This is a genomic window from Burkholderia sp. L-4 (assembly GCF_056856535.1).
Window position 1 is genome coordinate 911,289 of the sequence record NZ_JBXEOX010000003.1, and the last position, 25,965, is coordinate 937,253.

At 66.7% G+C, this 25,965-nt stretch carries 25 protein-coding genes and 1 pseudogene; 9 read left to right on the plus strand and 17 right to left on the minus strand.

Annotation, left to right across the window (positions count from 1 at the left end):
* The first annotated feature begins 10 nt into the window (after positions 1–10).
* The gene (gene soxC / locus AC1VVG_RS34590; protein ID WP_200086204.1) at positions 11–1,267 is read left to right on the plus strand and encodes a sulfite dehydrogenase; all 1,257 of its coding nucleotides are present in this window, start codon (positions 11–13) and stop codon (positions 1,265–1,267) included.
* A complete protein-coding gene (locus AC1VVG_RS34595; protein WP_059557936.1) occupies positions 1,260–1,784 on the plus strand; it encodes a c-type cytochrome in 525 nt (174 codons plus the stop codon). Before soxC ends, AC1VVG_RS34595 begins: the two co-directional genes overlap by 8 nt.
* Before the next feature lie 263 nt (positions 1,785–2,047).
* On the opposite strand, the gene AC1VVG_RS34600 is transcribed toward AC1VVG_RS34595, so the two are convergent.
* The 6 genes from AC1VVG_RS34600 to AC1VVG_RS34625 all read right to left on the minus strand — a co-directional run bounded on the left by AC1VVG_RS34600 (position 2,048) and on the right by AC1VVG_RS34625 (position 7,356).
* Positions 2,048–2,935, minus strand: a complete 888-nt coding sequence (locus AC1VVG_RS34600) for an ABC transporter permease (protein WP_049036684.1) — start codon at positions 2,933–2,935, stop codon at positions 2,048–2,050.
* A complete protein-coding gene (locus AC1VVG_RS34605) occupies positions 2,932–3,921 on the minus strand; it encodes an ABC transporter ATP-binding protein (RefSeq protein WP_059557938.1) in 990 nt (329 codons plus the stop codon). The genes AC1VVG_RS34600 and AC1VVG_RS34605 overlap by 4 nt, the downstream gene beginning before the upstream one ends.
* Positions 3,922–3,988: 67 nt before the next feature.
* On the minus strand, positions 3,989–5,020 hold the full coding sequence (locus AC1VVG_RS34610; protein WP_124670553.1) for an ABC transporter substrate-binding protein: 1,032 nt from the start codon (positions 5,018–5,020) through the stop codon (positions 3,989–3,991).
* A 48-nt stretch (positions 5,021–5,068) separates the two neighbouring features.
* On the minus strand, positions 5,069–5,995 hold the full coding sequence (locus AC1VVG_RS34615; protein ID WP_482837609.1) for a TauD/TfdA dioxygenase family protein: 927 nt from the start codon (positions 5,993–5,995) through the stop codon (positions 5,069–5,071).
* Positions 5,996–6,050: 55 nt separating this feature from the next.
* Complete coding sequence (locus tag AC1VVG_RS34620) at positions 6,051–6,497, minus strand: AAA-type ATPase lid domain-containing protein (RefSeq protein ID WP_482837610.1); 447 nt, start codon at positions 6,495–6,497, stop codon at positions 6,051–6,053.
* A 118-nt stretch (positions 6,498–6,615) separates the two neighbouring features.
* Entirely contained in the window at positions 6,616–7,356 is a 741-nt protein-coding gene (locus AC1VVG_RS34625; protein ID WP_034190923.1) for a GntR family transcriptional regulator, read from the minus strand.
* Positions 7,357–7,515: 159 nt separating this feature from the next.
* Between AC1VVG_RS34625 and AC1VVG_RS34630 the strand changes: the two genes are divergently transcribed.
* Both AC1VVG_RS34630 and AC1VVG_RS34635 read left to right on the plus strand, forming a co-directional pair.
* Positions 7,516–9,078 (plus strand): SLC13 family permease, encoded by a 1,563-nt coding sequence (locus tag AC1VVG_RS34630; RefSeq protein ID WP_482837611.1) that lies wholly within the window; start codon positions 7,516–7,518, stop codon positions 9,076–9,078.
* Positions 9,079–9,117: 39 nt separating this feature from the next.
* Positions 9,118–11,526, plus strand: coding sequence for a hypothetical protein (locus AC1VVG_RS34635; RefSeq protein ID WP_482837612.1), 2,409 nt, complete (start codon positions 9,118–9,120; stop codon positions 11,524–11,526).
* Positions 11,527–11,940: 414 nt separating this feature from the next.
* On the opposite strand, the gene AC1VVG_RS34640 is transcribed toward AC1VVG_RS34635, so the two are convergent.
* A complete protein-coding gene (locus AC1VVG_RS34640; RefSeq protein ID WP_482837613.1) occupies positions 11,941–12,840 on the minus strand; it encodes a DMT family transporter in 900 nt (299 codons plus the stop codon).
* Between the two features lie 207 nt (positions 12,841–13,047).
* Between AC1VVG_RS34640 and AC1VVG_RS34645 the strand changes: the two are divergent.
* Positions 13,048–13,314: pseudogene (locus tag AC1VVG_RS34645) on the plus strand (winged helix-turn-helix transcriptional regulator); the annotation flags it as partial.
* 397 nt (positions 13,315–13,711) lie between these two features.
* Here the strand turns inward: AC1VVG_RS34645 and AC1VVG_RS34650 are convergent.
* Both AC1VVG_RS34650 and AC1VVG_RS34655 read right to left on the minus strand, forming a co-directional pair.
* Entirely contained in the window at positions 13,712–14,020 is a 309-nt protein-coding gene (locus tag AC1VVG_RS34650) for an H-NS histone family protein (RefSeq protein WP_034191013.1), read from the minus strand.
* Between the two features lie 105 nt (positions 14,021–14,125).
* A complete protein-coding gene (locus AC1VVG_RS34655; RefSeq protein ID WP_226104033.1) occupies positions 14,126–14,398 on the minus strand; it encodes a flagellar transcriptional regulator FlhD in 273 nt (90 codons plus the stop codon).
* A 319-nt stretch (positions 14,399–14,717) separates the two neighbouring features.
* On the opposite strand from AC1VVG_RS34655, the gene galU reads away from it, so the two are divergent.
* From galU to AC1VVG_RS34675, 4 genes are all read left to right on the plus strand, one after another.
* Positions 14,718–15,602 (plus strand): UTP--glucose-1-phosphate uridylyltransferase GalU, encoded by an 885-nt coding sequence (galU, locus tag AC1VVG_RS34660; protein WP_034190918.1) that lies wholly within the window; start codon positions 14,718–14,720, stop codon positions 15,600–15,602.
* Between the two features lie 25 nt (positions 15,603–15,627).
* Entirely contained in the window at positions 15,628–16,227 is a 600-nt protein-coding gene (locus AC1VVG_RS34665) for a phosphatase PAP2 family protein (RefSeq protein WP_482837614.1), read from the plus strand.
* Positions 16,228–16,542: 315 nt separating this feature from the next.
* Positions 16,543–17,736 (plus strand): hypothetical protein, encoded by a 1,194-nt coding sequence (locus AC1VVG_RS34670; RefSeq protein WP_482837615.1) that lies wholly within the window; start codon positions 16,543–16,545, stop codon positions 17,734–17,736.
* Positions 17,737–17,807: 71 nt separating this feature from the next.
* Positions 17,808–18,935 (plus strand): sialidase family protein, encoded by a 1,128-nt coding sequence (locus AC1VVG_RS34675; protein WP_175027329.1) that lies wholly within the window; start codon positions 17,808–17,810, stop codon positions 18,933–18,935.
* Between the two features lie 63 nt (positions 18,936–18,998).
* Here the strand turns inward: AC1VVG_RS34675 and AC1VVG_RS34680 are convergent, their stop codons facing one another.
* From AC1VVG_RS34680 to AC1VVG_RS34715, 8 genes are read right to left on the minus strand one after another with little or no spacing between them, the layout of a single operon-like run.
* Positions 18,999–19,934, minus strand: coding sequence for a KpsF/GutQ family sugar-phosphate isomerase (locus tag AC1VVG_RS34680; protein WP_034190915.1), 936 nt, complete (start codon positions 19,932–19,934; stop codon positions 18,999–19,001).
* Positions 19,912–20,715: a 3-deoxy-manno-octulosonate cytidylyltransferase gene (gene kdsB, locus AC1VVG_RS34685; RefSeq protein ID WP_049032263.1), complete on the minus strand. Its 804-nt coding sequence runs from the start codon at positions 20,713–20,715 to the stop codon at positions 19,912–19,914. The genes AC1VVG_RS34680 and kdsB overlap by 23 nt, the downstream gene beginning before the upstream one ends.
* Positions 20,699–21,250: a KdsC family phosphatase gene (locus AC1VVG_RS34690; protein WP_124609279.1), complete on the minus strand. Its 552-nt coding sequence runs from the start codon at positions 21,248–21,250 to the stop codon at positions 20,699–20,701. The genes kdsB and AC1VVG_RS34690 overlap by 17 nt, the downstream gene beginning before the upstream one ends.
* Complete coding sequence (kdsA, locus tag AC1VVG_RS34695; RefSeq protein WP_200086178.1) at positions 21,247–22,092, minus strand: 3-deoxy-8-phosphooctulonate synthase; 846 nt, start codon at positions 22,090–22,092, stop codon at positions 21,247–21,249. Before kdsA ends, AC1VVG_RS34690 begins: the two co-directional genes overlap by 4 nt.
* Positions 22,093–22,123: 31 nt before the next feature.
* Positions 22,124–23,206, minus strand: coding sequence for a glycosyltransferase (locus AC1VVG_RS34700; RefSeq protein WP_124609277.1), 1,083 nt, complete (start codon positions 23,204–23,206; stop codon positions 22,124–22,126).
* Between the two features lie 52 nt (positions 23,207–23,258).
* On the minus strand, positions 23,259–24,212 hold the full coding sequence (locus AC1VVG_RS34705) for a glycosyltransferase (RefSeq protein ID WP_200086176.1): 954 nt from the start codon (positions 24,210–24,212) through the stop codon (positions 23,259–23,261).
* Complete coding sequence (locus AC1VVG_RS34710; RefSeq protein ID WP_034190910.1) at positions 24,209–24,739, minus strand: serine O-acetyltransferase; 531 nt, start codon at positions 24,737–24,739, stop codon at positions 24,209–24,211. Before AC1VVG_RS34710 ends, AC1VVG_RS34705 begins: the two co-directional genes overlap by 4 nt.
* A gap of 1 nt (position 24,740) precedes the next feature.
* The gene (locus AC1VVG_RS34715) at positions 24,741–25,940 is read right to left on the minus strand and encodes a capsular polysaccharide export protein, LipB/KpsS family (RefSeq protein ID WP_200086173.1); all 1,200 of its coding nucleotides are present in this window, start codon (positions 25,938–25,940) and stop codon (positions 24,741–24,743) included.
* Positions 25,941–25,965 lie beyond the last annotated feature (25 nt).

Genomic DNA, 25,965 nt, shown 5'->3' on the forward strand with positions numbered 1-25,965 from the left:
GTGCCCGACCATGACCGATTCCCGCTTTCCTCCCCGCGCTTCGCGCCCCGGCCGGCGCGCCGCGCTGCGCCAGCTCGCCGGCGGCTGGGCGGCTGCGATGCTGCCTGCCGGCAGCGCGCTCGCGAGCCAGCCGCTCGAGGTGCCGCCATGGACGCGTGCGCCCGGTGCGCCACTGCTGTCGCCACCCTACGGCGTGCCGGGGCAGCACGAGCACGACGTGATTCGCCGCAGCGCCCGCACGCCTGCGCTGCCCGGTTCCGGCTCGTCGATGACGCCGCTCGCCGACCTGTTCGGCGACATCACGCCGAACGGGCTCGTCTACGAGCGTCATCACGCGGGCGTGCCGGACATCGATGCGCAACGCCATCGGGTCGTCGTGCACGGCCTCGTGCGCGAGCCGCGCGTCTTCACGCTCGACGACCTGCTGCGTTTTCCGTCCGAATCGCGGATCCACTTCCTGGAATGCTCGGGTAACACGGGCAGCGAATGGAACGGCCCGAGCGGGCTGCCGGTCCAGTTCACGCACGGCTTGCTGTCGTGCTGCGAATGGACCGGCGTCCGGCTGTCGACGCTGCTCGACGAGACGGGAATCGATCCCGACGCACGCTGGCTGCTCGCCGAAGGCGCGGACGGCGCGGCGATGACGCGCAGCCTGCCGCTCGACCGGATCCTCGAGCGCGCGCTGGTCGTCTATGCGCAGAACGGCGAACGGCTGCGCCCCGAGAACGGCTACCCGGTGCGGCTGATCGTGCCGGGTTTCGAAGGCAACACGAACATCAAGTGGCTGCGACGGCTGAAGCTGGTGCGTGCGCCCGAGATGACGCGCGAGGAAACGTCGAAATACACGAATCTGCTGCCCGACGGCTGCGCGCGCCAGTTCGTGTTCGAGATGGACGCGAAATCGGTGATCACGCGGCCGTCGGCCGGCCATCGGCTCGCCGCGCACGGCTATTACCCGATCAGCGGCTACGCGTGGTCGGGCCGCGGCCGGATTCGCGCCGTCGACGTGTCGACCGACGGCGGTCGCACGTGGCAACCCGCACGGCTCGCCGGCGACGTACGCGATCGTGCGTTGACACGCTTCGAGGCCGACTGGGTATGGCGCGGCGAGCCGGCCGACCTGCAAAGCCGGGCAACCGACGAAACCGGCTACGTGCAGCCGACCCGAGACGCGCTCGTCGCCGCACGCGGCCTGAACTCGCAGTACCACTACAACGGCATCCAGAATTGGCGCGTGGGCACGGACGGCGAGGTGCGCAATGCGTAAGGTGCTCATTTGCCTGCTGGCGAGCTGCGCGATGACGTCGGGCGCGTTCGGCGCCGGCTTCGGCCTCGGACAGCCGGTCGATCGCGCGGCGCTCGCCGCGTGGGACATCGACGTCGCGCCGGACGGCACCGGCCTGCCACCCGGCGCGGGCACGGTCGCACGCGGCGGCCACGTGTTCGCCGACAAATGCGCGATGTGTCACGGCGCCGGCGGCGAAGGCGGTGTCGGCGATCCGCTCGTGGGCGGCATCGGCTCGCTCGCGAGCGCGAAGCCCAAAAAGACGGTCGGCAGCTACTGGCCCTACGCGACGACGCTGTTCGACTATATTCGCCGGGCAATGCCGTACAACGCGCCGCAATCGCTGAGCGCGGACGACGTCTACGCGGTCACCGCGTACGTCCTCCACCTGAACGGCATCGTGCCCGGCGACGCCCGGCTCGACGCGCGCACGCTGCCGCGCGTGAAGATGCCGAACCGCGACGGCTTCGTGCCCGACCCCAGGCCGGGCAAGCTATGACCCGTCTCGCTCCGCTTGCCGCCGCATCGGGCAGTGCACCCGCGCGCGTCGCGCGGATCGACGGCATCACGGGCAGTCATTCGACAGGTCCCTGTTCCGGTAGATCGGGGAAAATCGCGGCGGCGGCGCGCGACGCGGTATCCGTTACCCGGCGTACGTGACGCGCCGTCCGCAAGTATCGGGCACCCCGCCGCGCGCGAAAAACCGGCTTCAGCTTACGTTTCGCATGCGCCGGAATTGATCGCGTCCGGACGCATCAATGCTCAGTGCTGAATGCCCCAGCGCCGCACGGTCGCGCGTTCGAGCGTATCGAACACGAGGTTCTCGACCAGCAGCCCGATCACGATGACGGCCGCGAGGCCCGCGAACACGCGATCCGTATACAGCTCGTTGCGGTTCTGGAAGATGTACCAGCCGAGCCCGCCCTGGCCCGCGCTCGCGCCGAACACGAGCTCGGCCGCGATCAGCGTGCGCCACGCGAATGCCCAGCCGACGCGCAACCCCGACAGGATCGACGGCAGCGCGGCAGGCACGAGAATCAGCGCGATCTGGCGCAGGCCCGTGAGCCCGTAGTTGCGCCCGGCCATTTTCAGCGTGACCGGTACGCCGGCGAAGCCGGTATACATGCTCAGCGCGAGCGGCCACAGCACCGCGTGCACGAGCACGAACAGCAGGCTGCCGGTGCCGAGCCCGAACCACAGCAGCGCGATCGGCAACAACGCAATGGACGGCAGCGGATTGAACATCGACGTGAGCATCGTCAGCAGATCGCGGCCGATGCGCGTGGACACGGCAAGCGACGTCAGCGCGAACGCCAGCAGCACGCCCAGCGCATAGCCGCGCAGCAGCACCGACATCGAGATGCCGGTCTTGACCAGCAGTTCGCCCGACTCGATGCCTTGCACGAATGCGGCCAGCGTCGCACCGAAGGTCGGGACGAGCAGATCGTTCGCGACGATGCGCGCGACGATCTCCCATGCGGCGATCAGCACGAGCGCGATGACGCCGCGGCGAAACCACGCGGCCCCGGCGATGCGGCGCAGCAGCGGTGCCGGCGCCGCGCGCTCGGCTTCGGGCGGCGTGACGAGCGTGCGGGTGTATTCGTCGCGCACGGGCGGCAGCGGCGGCAGGACCGGATCGATCGTACTCATGATGCGGCGTCCTCCGTCGTCGGTACATGGGGGGCGTCGGTGTCGAATAGCAGGCGATGGATCCGTGCGACGTTGTCGCGGAAGTCGCCGGTGTCGACGTTGTCGAGCGAATGCTCGTGACTGTTGAGTTCCGCGCGCACGCGGCCCGGGTGCGGCGACAGCAGCAGAATCCGGTTGCCGACCACGAGCGCCTCCTCGATCGAATGCGTGACGAACAACAGCGTGAAGCGGAATTCGTCCCACAGCCGCAGCAGTTCCTCCTGCATCTTGCGGCGCGTGAGCGCATCGAGCGCGGCGAACGGTTCGTCCATCAGCAGCACGCGCGGCTGCATCGCCAGCGCCCGCGCGATCGCGACGCGCTGTTTCATGCCGCCCGATAACGTATGCGGATAGGCGTCGGCAAACGCGCCCAGGCCGACCTTGTCGAGATAGTGCAGCGCGCGCTCGCGTGCTTCGGCGCGCGACAGCTTGGCGGCGACACGCAACGGAAACGCGACGTTCTCGACGACCGTCTTCCACGGCGGCAACTGGTCGAATTCCTGGAACACGACGACGCGGTCGGGCCCCGGCCCGCGCACGGGCCGGCCGTCGAGCGCGATCGAACCCGAGACCGGCTCGATGAAGCCGGCGATTGCCTTCAGCAGCGTCGACTTCCCGCATCCCGACGGGCCGAGCAGCACGAAGCGGTCGCTGCCGTACACGTCGAAGCTCACCTGATGCGTCGCGCGCACGATCCGCGCGCCGCTGCGGTATTCGAGGCTGACCTGGTCGATGGCCAGCAGGCGTTCGCTGTGCGCACCGGCCTGCGCGGCATCCCCTGCCGGCTGCCCGGCGGCGCCTGTATCGGGGGCGGCGGATGCGACCGGCGACGCGCCGCCGCGTGCCGCATACGGCGGCAACCAGGTTCGGGGAGAAGTGGCGTTCACGATCGAATCTCTTGCGGGAAAAACATCAACATACGGCCGGGCGTCGCGCGGACCAACCATCGATTGCGCATATCGAAACCGCGCCGACGCATAAGCGTCGATCGCGGCGTCGCAGCGTCGACTCCGCTCAACTACCGCCGGCGGTCGCGGGATCGTCGAAGAAGTAGTCGCGCCACGACTTCGGCTCGTTGCGGATCGCGCCGGTGCGATGCATGAACTGCGCGAGCGGCAGCGTGTTCTGCGGCGCGGTCTTGAACTGCACCTGCGGATTGCGCAGGATCTTCAGCAGCAGTGCGCGATCGATCTTCGAACCGTTCACGCGAATATAGGTGTCGGCCGCGCGCTCCGGATCGGCCGCGATCTGCCGTGCGGCGTCGGCCAGCGCGGCGACGAACGCACGATAGGTCTTCGGGTTGTCGTCGCGGAATTTCTCGGTCGCGTACAGCACCGTCGCGGAACTCGGGCCGCCGAGCACGTCGTACGAATTCAGCACGATGTGCGCGTTCGGGTTGCCGGCAAGTTCCTGCTCCTGGAACGGCGGATTGCCGAAGTGGCCGGTGATCACGTTGCTGTTCGCGAGAATCGCGGCCGTCGCGTCGGGATGCGGAATCGCCTGCGTGAGCGGGTCGAGCTTGTCGAACTGCTTGTCGCCCCACTGCTTCGCGGCCGCGTACTGCAGCACACGCGACTGCACCGACACGCCGACCGCCGGCACCGCGATGCGGTCCTTCGCGCTCAGGTCGGCGATCGTCTTCACGTTCGGGTTGCTGCTCACGAGGTAGTACGGAAAATTGCCGAGCGACGCGACGCCCTTCACGTTCTGCCGGCCGCGCGTGCGGTCCCACACGGTCAGGAGCGGGCCGACGCCCGCGCCCGCGATGTCCACCGCGCCGGACAGCAGCGCGTCGTTGACGGCCGCGCCGCCCGACAACCGCACCCAGTCGACCTTGATGTCGAGGCCGGCCTTGCGCCCTTCCTTCTCGATCAGTTGCTGGTCGCGCGCGACGTTCAGCATCAGGTAGACGACGCCGAACTGCTCGGCGATGCGGATGCGGCCCTCCGCCTGCGCGGCTTGCGGGATCACCGCGCCCGCGAAGGCGAGCGCGGCGGTGAGCGTGGCCGCCAGCGCGCGACGCGCCGGCAAGAACGAAAACGACATCGGAACTCCGGTCGGGATGAGGCAGGAATGAATGACGCGGCGCGCGGCTCAGAAAGGCGCGTCGCCTTCGATCGTCGTGCGGTACAGCTTGCGGCGCAGGTGGTCGGGCGTGCCGGCGGCAAGATGCATCAGCGAACGGTTGTCCCAGAACACCAGATCGTGGTCGCGCCATGCGTGCCGATACAGGTGCTCGGTGCGTACGCTGTGCGCGAACAGTTCGTCGAGCAGCGCGCGGCTTTCGTCGTCGGGCAGCCCGACGATGCTCGTCGTGAAATGCTCGCTGACGAACAGCGCCTTGCGGCCCGTTTCCGGATGCGTGCGCACGACCGGATGAACGACCGCCGCGACCTGCGCGATCTGCTCGGGCGACAGGTTCGGCCGCCACGGGCTGCGCGCCTGCAGTTCCGCATAACGCGCGAGATACGTATGCTCGGCGCGCCGCCCTTCGACCGCGCGACGCAAGTGAGCCGGCAGCGTGTCCCACGCGAGATGCATGTTCGCGAACAGCGTGTCGCCGCCTTCCGCCGGCAGTTCCTGCGCGTGCAGCAGCGAGCCGAGGCTCGGTTTTTCCTTGTACGACAGGTCGGAATGCCAGAAATGGCCGGCGTCGCCGAGCCCGACCGGTTTGCCGTTCTCGACGATGTTCGACACGATCAGCACTTCCGGGTGGCCGGCCAGCGCGAACTGATGGAGCACGTGAATCTGCAGCGGGCCGAAGCGGCGGCTGAACGCGATGTGCTCGTCCGGCGTGATGCGCTGATCGCGAAACACCAGCACGTGGTGATCGAGATGCGCGCGATGGATGCGCGCGAAATCGTCGGCGTCGAGCGGTTTCGACAGGTCGAGGCCGATGACCTCGGCGCCGAGCGGCGCGTCGAACGGCACGATGTCGAAATGCTGCGCCGCGCCGTCCGGCCGCAAGGCGGGATGCCCGGCGGAAAGCGTTGCGGCATCGCGGATGGCGGTAGTCGTCACGGCACGGCCTCTGATTCGGTCAAAACGCGAATCTACGAGGCCTTGCCGGCACGCGTCAACGAAGCGATTCGGATACGTTTATCTGCTGCGGTGATAAAGATCGCTGCTCGCGCATACGGGGCCGATCGGGGGCGGTGCGCACCTGGCTGAACCGGCAATGCTCGAACGCCTCCGGGAACTTCAGGTGCTCCGGGCGAATCCGGTTGCCGTTCGATACGAGCGGCGCCAGGTGCATGACGTTTTCCAGCTCGCGGACATTACCGGGCCAAGAGTGCGCTTGCAGCGCATGGATCGTGCCCTCTGACGATATCGGCTGCGGCCACTCGCGCAGCGGCGGCAGGCGCACGCGGACGAGATTGATGCGATCGCGCGCGCACCGAAAGGGGGCGATGCTCGCTTTCTGGCAACGCAATGAGCGGAGGGGAATCTGTGCGGTCGCCCATGGTCCGTGCGCGAGAGGAACGGTTGACGATACCGGCATCCGCCCAAGCGGCTTGATCATAGTCAACCTCGAGCGCCCCCAAAATTCCGATTGCGGTGATGCTTCGCTGCCGCGCGCAAATAACGAATCTAGTGCGTGTCGCGCAACGCGGCCAGTGAACGGGCGGCCGCATACCCCGTCAGCCGACGAATCTAGCCTCCACCCCGCTGTGCACGAGGAGGTCGAAACGCTCCGGCCGAATGTGGAACACCGTCGATTCGCAGGTACGGCCGTCCGCCAGGCGCGACGTGCGCCGCAGCACGAGTAGCGGCGAATGCGCGCCGACCCGGAGGCGCTCCGCAACGTCTTCGGGCGCCCCCACGGCCGTGACCGACATGTCGGCGTCCGTCATGCGCCAGCCAAGCACGCTTTCCAGCACCTCGTAGGTCGACATCCGCTCGGCCTGCTCGAAGGTGACGGTCGCGGCGTCGGGCAGCAGGCAGGTCTGCGCGAGCGCGATCGGCTCGTCGTCGACCCAATGCACGCGTTCAAGATAGACGCAACGCGCGACGTCGTCGGCAAAGACGTGGCGCAGGCCCGGCGGCACGTCGCATGCCTCGAACCGCAGCAACGTCATCCGGGCGCGGGCGCCCTGATCGGCGATCGAATCGTGGAGCCCGCGCAGCACGTCGAGCCGATGCCGCAGCCGCTGCTTCGCGGCGAACGTCCCTTTGCCCTGCTTGCGCTCGACGATGCGCGCGTCGCTCAGCCGATCGAGCGCGAGCCTGACGGTCACGCGGCTGACCTGAAAACGCTCGCTCAACTGTGCCTCCGAAGGCAGCTTGCCGCTCGGCTCGTACACACCGCGTTCGATCTCGTCGCGCAGTGTCGTCGCAAGCTGCTCGTAAAGCGATGTCGTGTCGTCACGCACCAGCGTCATCTGGTCCTTCCTCGTCGTGCTGGGCCCGCGCTATGCGCGTCTCCCGATATCGATATGAAAAGCAATTGGAACGCCCAACTTGTATTAATACGTATTATCACATCTCGACAGACGTTCGGGGGCCGCGTTTCGCGGTCCCGACGCCCGGGGAGCATACCAGTGACTGAAAACGCAATCGGCACGCCGCCGCTCGATGGCGCGCAGGCCAGCCGACCGACACGAACCGAACCGGCCATTGCGCCGCGCATCGATCCGCACGCGACGGGTCGGTCGCGCGGTGCACGGTGGCGTGCGGCGATCGGCTTCACCACCGCGTGGCTCGCGTTCTTCGCGATCGCATGGTGGCTGCCCGCGCCTGCGCATCTGTCGGCCGAAGGGAAGGCGACGCTTGCCGTCGTCGCCTGGGTCGCGATCGTATGGATCACCGAAGCCATTCCCGTCGGCGTAAGCGGCATCCTGCTGCCGATGCTGCTCGTGCTGTCGCACGCGAGCCCGTCGTTCCCGAAGGCGGCCAGCGGCTTCGCCGCGCCGGTCGTGTTCCTCTGCCTCGCCGCGTTCCTGTTTTCCGCGATCATGCAGGCAAGCGGGCTCGACCGCCGCGTCGCGCTGCTGCTGCTCGACCAGCTGAAGGTGCGCACGGCCAACGGCGTGATCTGGGCAATGTTCGCGGTGAACTGCGTGATGGCGCTCGTCGTACCGGCCGCGAATGCACGTGCCGCAACGCTGCTGCCGGTCACGAACGGCATCGTCCGGCTGTTCGGCGAATCGCCGCGCGAACGCGCGGCACGCAAGGCGATCGTGATCCAGACGCTCGTGTACGGCGCGATGATCAGCGGCATGTGCATCCTGACGGCTCATCTGCCGAACATGGTCGTGTCCGGCTTGCTCGAGAAACAGCTCGGCATCCGGATCTCGTACCTGACGTGGCTGAAGCTGCAGTGGCCGTACCTCGGGATGTTCGCGATCACGCAAGCCTGGGTGCAATTCCATTTCCGCTCGCGCGCCGTCGCGATTCCGGGCGGCCCCGGCGCGATCGCGGCGATGCGCGGGACGCAACCACCCGCGGCGCGCAACGACTGGGCCATACTCGCACTGTTCGCGGCCGTCGCCGTGTTGTGGGCGACCGAGCCGCTGCATCACCTGCCGTCGGAAATCGTCGCGCTGATCGCGCTGGCGCTGCTGTTCGCGCCCGGCGTGCTGCGCTTCGGCTGGGCCGAAGTCGAACAGCGCACGATCTGGGGCACGCTGTTCCTGCTCGCCGGTGCGTTGTCGCTGTCGTCGGCGATCAGTGCGTCGGGGCTCGCAAGCTGGGCCGCCGATCACGTCTACGTCGCCGCGCGCGGGCACGGCTGGTGGCTCGCCATCGCGATCGTGATGCTCGGCACGCACGTGATCCGTATCGGCATGCTGTCCAACGTCGCGGCCGTCACGATGATCGCGCCGATCGCGCTCGCGCTCGCACCGCGCCTCGGGCTGCATCCGGTCGCGTTCACAATGCTCGTCAGCGATACCGACAGCTTCGCCTATCTGCTGCCGACGCAGATCACCGCCGGCGTCATCGCGTACAGCAGCGGCGCGTTCTCGACGGCCGATTATGCGAAGGTCGGCGCGGTGTCGGTGCTGATCGCGATCGTCTACGGCCTCTGCGTGATCGCACCGTGGTACGCGTACATGGGCATTCCCGTGTGGGACGCGAGCGCGCCCTGGCCGTTCGCGCATTGACGCGCGCCGCCTTCCCTCGACATCAATTTGCATTCCACAATGAACGCATCCCACGACGCCATCGATACCATTGACGCACGCGCCGCCGCGCTGCGCGACCGCCTGGGCCCGCACGTTGCGCCCGACGGGCTCTACGAACGCCACAAACGCCTGCCGTTCGCCGGACGCGTGCAATGCAACGTGACGCGGCTCGAAGCCGGCGAGTGGAGCGAAATCGTGCTCGACTACGAAGTCGGCTCGTCCGGCATCGCCGACGGCGGCTGGCTAAAGGCGACCTTCAAGTTCTATTCCGACTGGGCGCTGTTCCAGACGAGCGACCCGAGCGCCGCGAACTACATCAGCGCCGAGTACCACGCGGCGCCGCTCGTGCCGGGCCAGAGCCCGGCCACCGTGCAGGCGCTGAACGTGCGCTTCGATCAGAAGGGGCATGAGCGGCCGTTCCAGAAGGCCGTGATCGTCGACATCGTCGACGGCTACGTGAATGCCGGCGACCGGATCGTGATCCGTCTTGGCGACCGCCGCCGCGGCCCCGGCACGCGCGTGCAGACCTTCGCCGAAGACAACTTCCGCTTCCGGCTCTACGTCGACCCGCTCGGCACGTCGCGCTTCGTCGCCGTGCCCGGCGACGTGTCGATCGACATCCGTGCCGGTGCGCCGTCCGACGTGCTGCTGAACGGCCCGCGCTTCGTGCAGCCCGGCACGCGCGCACCGTTCCGGCTGTCGCTTCAGGACCGCTGGGGCAACGCGTGCCGCGATGTCGGCGGTCATGCCAGGGTCGTCGCGTACGATGCCCGCGGCGAGATCGTTTACCGGCGCGAACACGCGCTGCCCGATACAGGCTTTGCGAGTTGTGCGGTGGACGACCTGCCGGTCGACGCGGGCACGCTGCGCATCGTCGCCGACGTACCGGGGCACCCGGACGTGCGTGCGGCCGAAGCGTGGCTGACGGTCGACGCGTCGCTGCCCGTGCCGCGGGCGCTGTATGCGGACCTTCACGTGCACGCACATGACACCGTCGGTACCAACAGTCCGGAGTACAACGCGCGCTACGCACGCGACATCGGCGGTATCGACGTGCTCGGCTACACCGCGAACGACTTCCAGATCACCGACGAGAACTGGCGGCTCGGCGTCGACGCGGTCGAGCGCTTCAACGAACCGGGCCGGTTTGTCGTGTATCCGGTGCAGGAATGGTGCGGCAGCTCGACGGCAGGGGGCGACCACAACGTGGTGTTCCTCGGCGACGACCAACCGGATTTCCCGTACAACGCGCGCGGCGAGCACAATCGCACGCTGGTCTGGAACGAAGACATGAAGGGTCATGCGGTCGAACTCGGCCGCTGGCCCGTCGAGGAACTGTGGGATGCGTATGCGGACAATGCCGCGCAACATCTGGTCATGCCGCACGTGGGCGGTCGTCGTTATATCCCCGACTGGCATCATCCGGAGCTCGAGCGGCTCGTCGAGATCGCATCGTCGTGGGGCCATTTCGGCTGGCTGTACCAGGACGTGATCGCACGGGGTTATCAGCTCGGCGTCGCGGCCAGCGGCGACGAACATCGCGGCCGGCCCGGCGGCGGCGCACCCGGCGTGCAGGTCTTCGGCGTGCATGGCGGGCTGACGGGCGTGCTGGCGCCCGGGCTCGATCGAAAGCACGTCGGCGCAGCGCTGCGCGCGCGCCGCACGTGGGCGACGACCGGCGAGCACAGTGCGCTGCTGGTGCGCTGCGGCGATCACCGGCAAGGCGACGCGTTTGCGCACGAAGGCCCCGCGCGGCTCGACTATCGGCTGCTCGGCCAGTCGGGCTGGGAATACGTGGCCGCGTATGATCACGATGGCTTGCTGTGGGAACGCAACCTGCACGCGGAACTCGGCTACGCGGAGCGGCTGGTCCGGGTCCGCTGGGGCGGTGCACGCATCCGCGACCGCTATCGCTGGGCTGCGTGGCGCGGCCGGATCCGGATCGTCAACGGCACGATTCACCGTTTCGGGTCGAACGGGTTCGAGCATGTCGAGGAGTCGGCATGGCGCACCGGCGCGACCGACATCGAGTTCCGCAGCGACACCTACGGCGACGCGGACAGCATCGAACTCGACGTCGGCAATCTCGCCGCCGCGACGATCGTGGTCGAGGGCACGATCGACAGCTTCGCGAAGGTCGGCGACCCGCTGGAACGCAATCCGTTCGTACACGCCCCTGCGTTCCGCTTCGAAATCAGCGGCGCGGAGTTGCTCGCGCGCGAATCGGCGACACACGCACTCGGCGGCACGGAGCTTTTCGTCGCGGTCGAACGGCTGACAGACAAGCCGCTGCCCGTCGATCTCGCGGGCAGCATCGACGTGGCGCCCGACAACGCATCGTTCGGGTATCGCCCCGTCTATTTCTTCGGGCGGCAGCGCAACGACAGCAAGGTATGGTCGTCGGCACAGTTCATCACGTTCGAGTGAGGCGTTTGCAGGCGTCGGTCATCTGACGCCTCGAACTCGATCGCATTGGGCCGGTCAAGCTGTCACGACGCCAGCATTGCCGATCCGGCTAGCCGCGCGGCGGGTGTTGAAGTTCGCAGATACGGCTAACGGCGTCCGTTCGCGCGTTAATCTTGTTCAATGATTCGGATAATGCACTTATCCTGACAGGACGCCGGATGGCTCGAGCTCAACTTCTCTTGGCAGGCTGCATCGGACGTTGACGTTGACATAGCGAACTTCCGCGTTTGGCCGGTTTCCGCCCAACACGATCGGCTGTAGCCGACCCATAGGGGGCCTTCAATTTCCTCGATCCCGGTCGTTCGCGGTCGACACAGTTCTGTCACGTGTGCATCGACTCGTATCGGCCAATCACAGCCAAGCCTGCTTGTCAGACTAGACTGCGGGTCCCTCCGGTGGCTCTTCCCGGATGGCGACAGCGATTGCACTCCCGACAATCCCAATGATTCCGACGACTGGAACGACATCTAGCTTTTCGCCCCATACGAAGAAGCCGAAAAGCGTTGCCCAAATGATACTTGTGTAAGTGTAGGGCGCCAGTTTCGCAGCGCTGTCACGCCGGACTGCCACCGTAAATAAAATCTGGCCGACTGTCGCAAATATTGCAAGCAGCACTAAGATAAATAAGTCTTTGAGTGTCGGAGTCCTCCAGGCAAACAATAAAGAAACACCCGTAACGGCAGTCCCGAAGGCTGTGAAGAAAAGCACCGTAATGCTTGAGTCATCGCCAGCTTTGAGCTTGCGAATCTGAATCATAGAAAGAGCACCGCACAAAGCGCTCAGTAGCAACAGACCGGGGCCAAGGAAGTTCGACAAGCTGCCCTGAGGTCGGACTACTAGAAGGACCCCGACAAAGCCTACGGACGCGGCAACGGCATTTCGCGCGAGTAAGCGTTCCCCAAGCAAGAAAGGGGCGAGGACAACAACAAAAATAGCCTCCGAATAGACGATTGCCACTGCCTCGCTCAACGGCAGATACGGCAAGCCCGCGAAAAAGAGTCCTGAGGCACCGAGAAGCGTGAGTGCACGAATTGTCTGTCCGCGAAGGTCGATCCTTCGGATCCGAGGGCCAAGCGAACCACCATGAAGACTGGCGAGAACAGCCGGCACAATCCCGAACAGCATTCGGAAGAATGTCACCTCGTTAGCTGGATAGTTGCGGGCTACCGCTTTGCCCAGTGCATCGACGACCGCAAAACAAAACATCGAGACCAGTATCAGCGCAATTGTTTGATACTGGGCGGTGCGATCGGAGACTGCAACGTTGATGCGCATATTATCTCGGCAGTGGTAAGTCCAATGTGAGAAAGCGAATTGTCAACGATTCGGCATTGCTTGTCCAAGAGCCGGGTCTGGCCGAACCCGGTCGAATGGCATCGCGGTAGCGTCGGACCGGCTGATGCCGCCCCTAACCCGTTATCTCATCCTCCGCGCCGTCAGCGACCGCCGACAAGCCACTCCTGGCAGCTGCCGCATTGCTTTCACACGCTCGGCGTGTACGGCAGGCGCATGCACGGGGTGACTCAGCGGATGTTGACGCGCACGTTACGACAACTCGAACGTGACGGTCTTGTGCTCCGTCACGATTTCGATGAGGTGCCCGCTAGAGTCGAATACGAGTTATCCGACATGGGCATGGACCTGCTCGTTCGCGTGGTCCCGCCGTGGACCTGGATCGCCGAGAATGCGGACCGCTTCCGAGAAGCAAGGCGGATTTTCGACAGCCATCACCGCGACGCGAACTCGTAGCTTTCCGGTTATTGATTTGTATCGCTTATTTTCCTGGCGGGAGACGGGTTCGAGTCTCTGAGTGAGCGGCTTATGGCGGTCGCACCTGTCGTACTTCGTCGCCTATCCATTCCAGCTAGCCGCACAGTCCAAGATTCGCGCTATCGCTGGCGTCTTGTTTCGGCTGACACAGGAAGACTGATTGTGATCGGGAAAAACAATCCTGTCCTGCGAATTCGCACTCAGCAGGTGACGCGAGCGCGAACACCGCCAAGGCCGGTGTTCAAATATTCGATGACAGCATGTATCAGAAGACCGGCAACGCCGGTCTCCTATGCATACGTCTCGGAATCCCCGGGCCAACACTTCGCAAGCGACTGCTCCGCCGCCGCGAAGCGGAAGTCGAAAGTCTTCACGCTCAACCGGCACTGCGCTCGATCAGGAACCGGTCGCGACGGCCGCCTTTGATCCAGGCCGGCTCGCGCCCGCGCCCGCTCCACGTCGCGCCGGTCTTCGGGTCGCGATAGCGCGGCGCCGACGCGCGCTTTCGCGGCGCCGCTTTCGACGCGCCGCCGCGGCGCCCGAATATCTGTCCGGCGGTCAGGCCATATTCGGCGACCCGAGTGCGAATCTCCTGTATGACGGCCTCCAGTTCGGCGAGCCGGGCTTCCTCGACCTGCTTCATCAGTTCATCGGCTTGCGCCTTCAATTCGCGATAACCGGGCATGCAACTTCTCCACATTCTGTTGGTGAAAAAAACGAACGGCCGCGACGATGCGATCTCGTGAAACGGCGCGACCGGAACATCCATTCGATAAAGCCTGAAAACGGATCAAGCGCGGCCCGGCGCGTTTTCTGCGCGAAATTCACAAACCAGTTCGCCGCCGGCCGCGAGTTCATCGATCTGATCCAGCGTCAACGCGTCGATCGATGCGGCGATTTCATCCGAGATACCCAATTGCCGCTTGCCCTGTTCGTAGTCGATCCGCAATATGCGCTGCGCGAGCACGAGATACGCGCGGTTGAATTCCGCAATTGCATCGAAGATATCGCCCCGTTCGGTCATGACTGCTCCTGAGCCGACGGCGATCGTCGCATGCCGCACGCGCGGCGCCGAGACCGGCCGTCCAGTAATGGATGCCTGAATCTATGTCATGCGATCGACGTCATGCCGACAATTCCTAGATGGCATCAGACATATTCGAATTCGGCAATCGCAATTCGCGATTCACCATTCATCGCTGTCGGATTCAGCCTAGATTCGGTCTCCACTCGAAACGCGAACACTCATACGATGGTCGAACGACGCGCGAGTCCGGCTGCGCGAACGATATGGCACCGGCGCGCGACGATTGCATGCACGCATCGCCGGTTACCCTCGGCATTGTTGATGCCTGATCCTGAACGGATGGAATTCGAAAATCATGTTGAAAGTGACGAAAGCCGTATTTCCGGTTGCCGGTCTCGGCACGCGATTTCTGCCGGCGACCAAAGCCAGCCCGAAAGAAATGTTGCCCGTCGTAGACAAGCCGCTGATTCAATATGCGGTCGAGGAAGCGATCGACGCGGGCATCACCGAAATGATTTTCGTGACCGGCCGCAGCAAGCGCGCGATCGAAGACCACTTCGACAAATCCTATGAGATCGAGGCCGAGCTCGAAGCGCGCGGCAAGGAAAAGCTGCTGTCGCTGGTTCGCGGCATCAAGCCGAGCCACGTCGACTGTTTCTACGTGCGCCAGGCCGAAGCGCTGGGGCTCGGCCATGCCGTGCTGTGCGCGGAGAAACTGGTCGGCGACCAGCCGTTCGCCGTGATCCTCGCGGACGACCTGCTCGACGGCCCGACGCCGGTGCTGCGCCAGATGATCGACGTGTTCGATCACTATCACGCGTCGGTGATCGGCGTGGAGGAAATCGCGCCCGACGCATCGAAGTCGTACGGCGTGATCGAAGGCAAGCGCTGGGAGGACAACCTGTTCAAGCTGTCCCGCATCGTCGAGAAGCCGGAGCCGGCGCAGGCGCCGTCGAATTTCGGCGTGGTCGGCCGTTACGTGCTGAAGCCGAAGGTGTTCGAGCATCTGCGCGCGCTACGGCCCGGTGCCGGCGGCGAGCTGCAGTTGACGGACGCGATCCAGTCGCTGCTGTCCGACGAGCAGGTGCTTGCCCATCGCTACGACGGCACGCGTTTCGATTGCGGCAGCAAGCTCGGGTATCTGAAGGCGACGGTCGAGTTCGCGCTGCGGCACCCCGAAGTGGCCGCGGATTTCGAAAGCTATCTGGCCACCCGCATGTCTGCGCTGCTGGCCGCCTGACGGCGCGGCCATCACGAATCCGATCATGTGGGCCGCCGTCAGCGATCTCGGCGACGCGGCGCTGACGCTGCCGCTGGCCGTCGTATGCATCGCGTGGCTCGTGCGCTCGACGGCCGGACGGCATCGCGCGGCGTCGTGGGCGCTGATGCTCGCGGCCGGCATGGCGCTCGTCGGCGCGACCAAAATGCTGTACGCCGGCTGCGGTATCCAGATCCGCCCGATACATTTTCGTGTGATCAGCGGGCATACGATGCTCGCGTCAGCAGTCTGGCCGATGGTGTGCGTGCTGGCACTGAGCGGTGGCATGCAACCGCGGGCGAGCGCGTCGCGAGCGCTGCCGCTAGGGCTCGGGCTCGCGCTCGGCGCGCTGATCGGCATCGCGCGCGTGTTCGACGACGCGCACACGCCATCGGAAGTCGTCGCCGGCTGGCTCGTCGGCTCGGCGGTCGCGCTGGCATTCGTGTGGCGACACGGCACGCCGCGTGTCGACGCACGCTATCGCGCGCTCGTCGTCGGCTCGCTGCTGGCCGTGTCGGCCGCCGCATACGGGCGCCACGTGCCGATTCAGGAGGCGATCGAACTGTATTCGCCGTTCTTGTGCGGGCGATTCGCGTTTCAGCCGTGACGGCCGCGCCTGGACCGTACGCTGCGAACGCCCTCGCCGGCCTCCGGCACATCGCGCGCTCCGCCGACCCCGCCCGAAACGGACAGAATGCCGCCCGGATCGGACGGCCCGGCTCGCCCGACTGTCCAGTCGTCTATCCTCGGTCGCCGGAAGCGCTTCGTCCCGGACGACGAACGCACATTCCGCGTGCGACGCGGCGCGACACGATGCCCGCCCTCCCCGCGGGCACCTTGCCACGCGCCGCACGACCTCTCGCCGCGCGGCGCCGGCACGGCCGGCACGCAGCGGATCCGGAGCCTCCGATCGGGCACACGCATGTCGACCTTGCTCTTTTCAGCCAGCGTACTGTTCTTCTCGCTCAACGCGTTCAGCGTGCGGGCCACCTTCGCCGCGTATGTGCTGCTGTGCGCGCTCGCCTTTCTGCGCGCGCCGACACTGATGAACCGGCAGCGCCACCTGTTTCCGGTGTGCACGTACTGGCTGATCAGCACCTGCCTCGCCTTCATCCTGTCCGCGTTCGGCGATTTCTACGTGAACTTCTTCATCAAGTTCGTGCTGATCCAGACGTACATCGCGTTGAGCTACTGGATGTTCGCCGGCGGCGTACTCACACGGGCATCGCTCGACACCGCGTGCAAGACGCTGATCTACGTGCATGCCGCGTTCTTCACGTTCCAGCTCGTCTTCTACCTCGGAACCGGCACCTTCATCGATTTCGACAGTTACGTGCGCGAAGCGGACTCCGAAGCGCTCTATGCGACCAAGGCGCTGTCCGACAGCCTGATTTCGATCCGTGCGCTGGGCCTGTATTCCGAACCGTCGTTCTATGCGATGACGGTCGTCCCGAGCGCGGTGATCCTGCTGCTGTCGAAGCGGCGCATCACGCTCGCGCCCGTCATCGGGTTCGCCACCGCGCTGCTCAGCTTCTCGGTCGCGTCGATGGTCGTCTGCGCGGCGCTGTGCGGGCTGCACGTGCTCACCGGGCGCGGGCGGCTGCGGACGCGGATCGCCGTCGTCGTCGTCGCGCTCGCGTGCGTGCCCTGGCTCTACAGCGTGTACGATCAGCGGGTGAACCAGTCGGTCGATTACGATGCGGTCGGCAGCCGGACGCTCGTGCTGACCGAGCTGACCGAGCGCGACGTCGTCGCGGGCGTGTTCGGCGGCGGCCTGTTCTGGGACGAGCGCAACAACGTCGGGAAAACGCACCTGCGCGGCTACCAGGTGCGGGACAGTTCGTTCTACGTCTACCTCGTGTTCGCCGCGGGCATCGCCGGTTCCGTCGTGTTCGGCGGTGCGCTTGTCATGCTGTTCCGCCGCAAGGGCCGGCGCAAGTATCTGCTTTATTTGCTGCCGATCCTGCTGTTCAAGTATCACGTGCTCTATGGCATGCTCTGGCTCACCATCCTGCTGTTCGTCGTGCTGGCCGACCAGGACGCGCCCAACCGGCGCGCGGTTGCCCGTCCCATCCCGAACGCATCCGGCGGCAAGCCGCTCGCGCACCTGACATGAACTCGCTTCGACCTGCCTCGACGTTCCGCGCGCTGAAACGGTCGACGATCGCGGCGCTATGCCTGGGCTGCATGGTGACGGCGGTTCGCGCGCAAACCGTGCCCGCGCCGCCCGGCGAGGTGATCGCGCACAGCCCGGCCGCCACGCGCGTCTATCTCGGCTCGCCGTCGCTGGCCGTGCTGCCGAACGGCGACTATGTCGCGAGCTTCGATACATTCGGCGCCGCGTCGGCGCAGAACCGGGTGTCCGTGTTCACGTCGCACGACAAGGGCGCGACCTGGTCGAAGCTCGGCGACGTGTCGGACCAGTACTGGTCGTCGCTGTTCGTGCTGAACGGTGCGCTGTACCTGATGGGGACCAACCGCTCGATGGGCACGCCGACGATTCGCCGCTCCGAAGACGGCGGCGAAACGTGGACCACGCCGGTCGACGCGTCCACCGGGCTGCTGCCTTATGCGGGGCGCTACATTACCGGGCCGGTGCCGGTCCTCGTCGATCGTGGACGCGTGTGGCGCGCGTATGAAAGCGTCGAGGACGGCGACCTGCGTGCACTGGTCCTGTCCGCGCCCGTCGATCGCGACCTGCTCGATGCCCGCAACTGGCGCGCGTCCGCGCACCTGCCGTCGGACAAGCGCTGGCTCGACGGCAGGTTCCAGTCATGGGAAGAAGGCAACGTGGTCGGCCGGCAAGGCGCCGCGCCCGCCGTCGTGCTGCGCGTGAACACCGCGAACGGCCCGGAGAAGGCCGCGCTGGTGGCGACGGGCAACGACGGCCGCACGTTGTCGTTCGACCCGGCACGCGATTTCATCGACCTGCCCGGCGCCGGGAAGAAGTTCACGATCCGCTTCGATCCGCAGTCGAAGCAGTACTGGACGATCACGAATGCGGTGCCGAAGAGCGCCGGGCGGATGAACCTCGAACGCGTCCGCAACACGCTGGTGCTGCTGTCGTCGCCCGATCTCCGGCAGTGGACCGCGCGGCGCGTCGTGTTGCAGCACGCCGATCCGAAACGGCACGGCTTCCAGTACGTCGACTGGCAATTCGACGGCAACGATCTCGTCGCGGTGCTGCGCGTCGCGTTCGACGACCCGGAAGGCGGCGCCGCGAGCCAGCACGACTCGAATTTCGTCACGTTCCTGCGCGTGCGCCGGTTTCGTCAGGACGCGGCATCCGCCGCGCTGACGCAAAGCCTGCAATAGCGCACGCCGGTGTGCCGGCACGTCTCCCGCGCGCCGCCCCACGCGGCGGGCGCGGCCCGTTCGCTATTTCTTGAACACGCCGACGACGTCGCCGCCGTCGACCACCAGCAACGCGCCGATGCGCTGCTGCTGCATCAGCAGCAACGCATCCTCGACCCGCGTCCCGGGCCGTACCGTCGACGGCTCGATCGACATCATGTCGGCGGCCGTGCGCCGCAGCACGCCGTCCCCATGCCGCTCGATCGCGCGACGGATGTCGCCATCGGTCACGATGCCCCAGCCGGTGTCGCGCCTCACGATCGCGAGCCCGAGCCGGCCGCGCGTCATCGCGTCGAGCACGTCGAGCGTCGACGTCGCCTCCGTCACGAACGGCAGGTTGCCGCGCGCCATTTCGTCGTCGACCGTCGACAGCAGCCGGCGGCCGAGCGAGCCGCCCGGATGGAAGCGCGCGAAGTGTTCCGGCTGGAAGCCGCGCGCCCGCATCAGCGTGACCGCCAGCGCATCGCCCATCGCGATCGTTGCCGTCGTCGACGCGGTCGGCGCGAGCTGCAACGGGCACGCCTCGCGTTCGACGCCGATGTCCAGATGAACCCGCGCGGCGCTCGCGAGCGTCGACGCCGGGTTGCCGGTCAGCGCGATCAGGTCGTTGCCGTTGCCGCGCAGGAACGGAATCAGCTTGATCACCTCGTCCGTTTCGCCGGAATTCGAAATCGCGAGAAACGCGTCGTCCGGCGTCACCATGCCGAGGTCGCCATGATAGGCCTCGCCCGGATGCATGAAGAAAGCCGGCGTACCCGTGCTGGACAGCGTCGCGGCAATCTTCCTGCCGACAATGCCGGACTTGCCCATCCCGCATACGACGACGCGGCCGCTCGACGCGAGGACGATCTCGACCGCTTGCTCGAAATTCGCATCGAGCCGCGCGGCCACGCCGGCCAATGCCCGCGACTCGATCTCGAAGACCTGCCGGGCGGATTCAATATGGTTCTGTCGCATCATGGGTTTGTCGTTTGAGAAGGGAGACGACACGGGCGACGTCGTCGGGCGTATCGATGCCGGGGGGCGGCGCATCGGGCCAGCGCATCACGTCGATCGGCATGCCGAGCCACAGCGCGCGCAACTGCTCGAGCTTCTCCAGCTGTTCGAGTTCGCACGGTGCCGCGCTCGCCAGCGCCTGCAGCGTCGCATTCGCGTAGCCGTAGAGGCCGATGTGGCGCAGAAACCCGGTCCCGCTCGCACCGTCCGCCGCCGGCCGCCCGTCGCGGCAGAACGGGATCGCCGCGCGCGAGAAGTACAGCGCGCGGCCGTGGCGATCCACGACGAGCTTGACGATCGCCGGCTCGTCGAGCAGCGCGCCTTGCCCGACCGGGCAGGCGACCGTCGCGACACCGAGATCCGGCGCCGCGCCGCAAAATCCGGCGAATGCCCTCAGCAGCGCCGTCGGCACGAGCGGTTCGTCGCCCTGCACGTTGAGCACCGCATCGGTGTCGGGCCAGCCAAACGCCCGCGCGAGTTCCGCCGCGCGGTCGGTGCCGGACGCGTGACCGGTATCGGTCATCGCGAACCGGATGCCGCGCGCGTCGAGTACCTCGGCGATGCGTGCGTCGTCGATCGCGACGACGATGTCGGTATCGGGCAGCGCGCGGCGCACGCGCGCATGCACGCGGACGATCATCGGTTCGCCCGCCAGATCGACGAGCGGCTTGCCCGGCAGCCGCGCCGAACCGTACCGCGCCGGAATCACGACGCGCACCGTCCGCCTGTTATTGAACGACGTCATGACCGCTCCATTGTTCGAGCAACGGCCGGTATGCGTCGTCGAGCGACAGCCCGGCCTCCATCAGCAGATGCTCGGCCACCTCGCGCGCGACGCCGCGGCCGCCGGCCGCGCCCGCGACATGGTCGACGCGGGTGCGGACGAGCCGATGCGCATCGGCCGGCGCATACGACACGCCGACGCGTTCGATGACCGGGAGATCGTTCACGTCGTCGCCGACATACGCGACTTCATGATCGTCGACCCGTTGCCGCGCCTTGATGTCCGCATAACCGGCGCCCTTGTCGTCGCAGCCGCTCACGAGCACGTCGACGCCGAGTTGCGCCGCGCGCCACGTCAACGCGCCGCTGTGCTTGCCCGACAGGATGCCGGTGCGGATGCCGTGCGCGCGCAGCAGCGCGACCGCGACCCCGTCGTGCGCGTGAAAGCTCTTCATGCACTCGCCTTCGTGCGTGACGTGCAGCAAGCCGTCGGTCAGCACGCCATCGACGTCGAACAGCACCAGGCGCACGGGCCCGCGATACGTCGCGCCGCTCACCGGACATCGAGCGGCGGGAGCCGCTTGACCAGGTCGTCCACCGCCTTCACCTGCTGCAGGAACGCGTCGAGCAGCGCGAGCGGCAGCGCGCTCGGGCCGTCGCAGCGCGCGCGGTCGGGGTCGGGATGCGCTTCGAGGAACAGCCCGGCCAGCCCGACCGCCATCCCGGCGCGCGCGAGGTCGAGCACCTGGCGCCGCCGGCCACCCGACGCAGCACCGCCCGGATCGCGCATCTGCAGGCTGTGCGTGACGTCGAAGATCACCGGGCAGTCGCCCGTCGTGTCGCGCATCTGGCGGAAGCCGAGCATGTCGACGACGAGATTGTCATAACCGAACGACGAGCCGCGCTCGCACAGGATCACGCGGTCGTTGCCGGCTTCGCGGCACTTCGACACGATGTGCTCGACCTGCGTCGGACTCATGAACTGCGGCTTCTTGATGTTGACCGCGTTGCCGGTCCGCGCGATCGCGACCACCAGGTCGGTCTGGCGCGCGAGGAACGCCGGCACCTGCAGCACGTCGACGACCTGCGACACCGGCCCGGCCTGCCAGGTTTCATGCACGTCGGTGATCACGGGCACGCCGAACCGGCGCTTGACCGCGTCGAAAATCCGCAGCCCCTCGTCGAATCCGACGCCGCGATACGAGTGGATCGACGAGCGGTTGGCCTTGTCGAAGGACGCCTTGAACACCAGCGGAATGCCGAGACGGCGCGTGACCTCGACGAACGTCCCGCAGACGTCGAGCGTGAAGTCCAGGCTTTCGAGCACGTTGAGGCCGCCGAACAGGACAAACGGCAAGTCGTTGCCGACGGTGACATCCGGGGTGAGGGTTACATTCATACGGTTCTCCACGAAATGGGGGTTGCTGTCGTTAGCGGGTCGCCCGTGCAGCATAGAGCGGCACGAGCTCGCCCAACAAGCGCGCCTCGGCGAAGCGGTGCCGCGCCTCGCCGCTCGCCCGCCGTGCCAGCTCCCGGCGCAGCGCGCCGTCGCCGGCGAGACGCTCCAGCCACGCGACCGCGTCGGCGGCCGACGCGTAGATCACACCGGTCTGCAGATGGCGCACGACATCCACATTACCGGCGCACCCGGACACGACGACGGGCCGCCCGGCCAGCATCGCCTCGATGACCGACACCGGCATGCCCTCCCACGACGACGTCGACAGGTATACGTCCGTGCCGGCAAGCCGCCGCGCGACCTCGTCGTGCGGCAACCATCCGGTCACCTCGACGCCCGCCTCGGCCAGGCGCGCCTTCGATGCATCGTCGCCGTCGCCGATCCAGACGAAGCGCACGCCGCGCGCACGCAGGCCGTGCGCGATCTGCGCGAACAGCGCCGGATTCTTTTGCGCGCGAATGCCGCCGACCGTCACCACGCGCAGGGGGCCGCCGGCCGGCCGGCCGTCGTCGCCCGCCGGTACCGACGACGGCCGGTCGATTACCGCATTCTCGACCACCACCACCGGCTGGCGCAGCCATGCGCGGATCGCCCGGCCCTCGCTTTCCGAGCACGCGACGTACAGGCATTTGCGCACGCATGCGACCCATTCGAGACCGACGAATGCCAGCCGCTTCACGCCGGAGATGTCGCGGCGCATGAACGAGATGCAGTGCGGGCTGTAGAAGAACGCCGCTTTCGGCAGCGCGAACAGCGTCGACAGCCGCCCGAGAAAGCCGGCGAACGACGAGTGCAGGTGTACGACGTCCGGGCCGATCTCGTTGAGCGTCGCGCGCAGCCGTCCCGCGGTCCGCAGCAGGCCCGCGCCTTTCATCTGGACGTGGCGCAGCGACACCCGCTTGTCGAACATCGCGGCAAGACCGGGCGGCGTATCGGGCCGCACCGAGTAGACGACATGCACGTCGTGGCCTTCGCATGCCAGGCGATTCGCGATCAGGCACACCATCGACAACGTGCCCGTGGCGCTGGATTCGACCATGTGGACGATCTTCATCGGAATCCGTTCCATGAGGGATGAGCCGCCGCGCTGACGGCGAATGACGTCGTCAGGCACCCGGACGGCGCCCCGCGACCGCATCGATAAACGCGAGCACGCCCGAGCGCTCGATCACGCGGCCCCATTCGAGCGACTGCATCGCCGCCGGGTCGGGCCGGATCGCCCGGACCCGCGACAGCGGAAACAGTTCGTCGAAGATCGCCGCACCGGTGACGTGGCACTGGATGCCGAGTTCGTGCGCGGTGCGCACGTTCGACGGCGCGTCGTTGCAGATGATCTTCTTGCCGAGCGACGCGTACTCGAGCAGCTTCGTCGGCGTCTGGAAGCAATGCGGCCGGTGATACGGAAAGAAGCACACCGCGTATTCGCTGTCGCGGACGATGCGCAGCGCGTCCGGTTGCGGCACGCGGCCGACGAAACGGATACCCGGCGTATCGACGAACGCCGCGTGGATCTCGGGCTCCGGCTGGCCGACCAGCACGAGCGTGTCCGACGAGTCGCGACGCGCGTCGCGATAGGCGGCCAGCACCTTCTGAAAACCGCGTTCGCGGCTCATTTCGCCGATATAGCAGAACCTGGCGGACGGCATCGGCGCGACACGGTCGCTCCCCGCCTCGGCCGGCGCGAAGATCCAGTCCGGCACGCCCATCGGCAACAGCAACGTGCGCACGCCATCTCGAAACGCCATCGCGTCGCGCATCTGCTCGTTCTGGAAGATCCGCAGATCGGGCCGCACGTTCAGCACGCGTTTCACGCCATCCTTGACGGCCGCGAGCCGGCCGACCGACAGCGACCGGTAATCGTGAATCACGAACCGCGCGGGCGGCAGCGTGCGATAGAAACCCATGATGCACCACAGGATGCAGACGTCCCGATCGGGAAAGCGCCCGTACGCGTCGATATCGCCGTCGAATACCTCGAACCCGTGCTTCCCCAGGCGGCTGCGGTAAGCGGCTATCTCGGGATAGTTCGCCTTGCCGGGATGCAGAATGAACACTTTCATGTCGGTTCCTGTTCGTTGTCGAGAATGCGCGCCGGAACGCCGACGGCCACGCAACGGTCGGGCACGTCACGCAACACCACCGCGCCGGCGCCGATCCGCACGCCGTCGCCGACCCGCACCGCGCCGAGCACAACGCTGTGCACGCCGAACTCCACGTGATCGCCGATCGTCGGCACGCCGCCGAGCGTGCCGTCCTTCCGGATCGTGTTGCCGATCGTCACGCCGTGCCGCAGCGTGCAGTAGTCGCCGATCACCGCGTAGCCGTTGATCACGAGGCCGGTGCCGTGATAGAGCGCGAGCCCCTTGCCGATCTTCGTCTTCACCGGAATCTCGATGCCCATCAGCCAGTCGCACAGCACGATGTAGAGCAGGATCAGCGGCGCGCCGGCCAGCAGCGTGAACCGGCTCCGGCACGCGAGGTAGTGCACGACGCGGTAGAAGATCACCACGCTGCGCGTCTTCACGAACGCATTGCGGCGGCAGTCTTCGGCGATCGCCTCGGCGGTCTGTCGCAACGTGACGCCCATGTCAGTGCCGCCTCTCGAACACGCGCCGGGCCGCATCGGCGGGAATGCGCGCGGCGCCGAAGTAGTCGATGCCGTCGACCAGGAACGAATGGATGTACTTCAGCAGCCGCTCGCGATCGAACTCCTTGTAGAAACAGCGGCCGAGCGACACCACGCGCTTGCCGTACAGCATCGCCTCGAGCCCGACCGTCGAATTGATCGTGACGACCGCATACGCGTGCCGCAGCAGGTCCGTCGTCGGCGACGTGACGATTTCGAAGCGATACGTCTCCTGCAGGCGCACGATCGCTTCGATCTCGGCCGCATCGGTTTCGGCCGGATGCAGCTTCACGAACAGGTCGGCGCTCTCGTTCGCCGCGAACGCGAACGCACGGCGGATCGCCTCGAGATTGTCGACGTCCGAATGCAGCTTGATTTGCGTGTCGCCGGATACCTGCAGCGGCAGGAACACATAGCGTCTCGTCGCCAGCGCGTCCGCCGACATGTACGTGGCCTGGCGCGGCGCCGGCATCCCGTTGCGCGCCCGCACGCTCGTCAGGCGCCGGCGGCCGACGCCGCGGCTGACCACCTTCATCACGTAGTTGGTCGCCGACATGGCCTTGCGCGCGAACGACGTTCGCGCCTGCGGCAGCGGCATCTGCTTGTAGCGCTCGTAGGCCGACAGCCAGCGCGCATGCATGTGCTCGTCGGGCAGCGGCAACCGATCGATGCTCTCGGGGTGGCGGCTGATCGTCGACAGCGCATTGACGCCCTGCGAATCGACGAACAGCTTGCCCGGCAGGTTCGAGATCTCGATGAAGCGGGTCGCGACACCGTACACCGTGCACGCCTGCCGCACCGCGCGGCACACCAGTTGCTGTCCGTTCCACATCACGCACTGCTCGATCCGCAGGCCGCGCAGCACCTCCGATGCGATATGGAAGATCGCCGCCGACTCGCGCTTCGCGCGCGCCTCGGTCATCTGCCCGTTCAGTACCTCGATCGACAGCGGGTACGGCGTGCGGTCGGCCGCGTGCCCGTCGGGCACGTCGATCGACATCAGCCGGTTCAAGTACACCGAGCGATAGCCGTTCAGCAGCAGGCCGAGATGCGCGACCGGCTCGCTCGTCAGGAACGCGAACTCGTATTCGTGCCGCACCGCGCTCACGAGCCGGGTCGCGAAGTAGTAGCGCTCGAGGGAATCGATGACGATCAGGATCATGGTGTGCTCATTCGTCGTTGCGGCG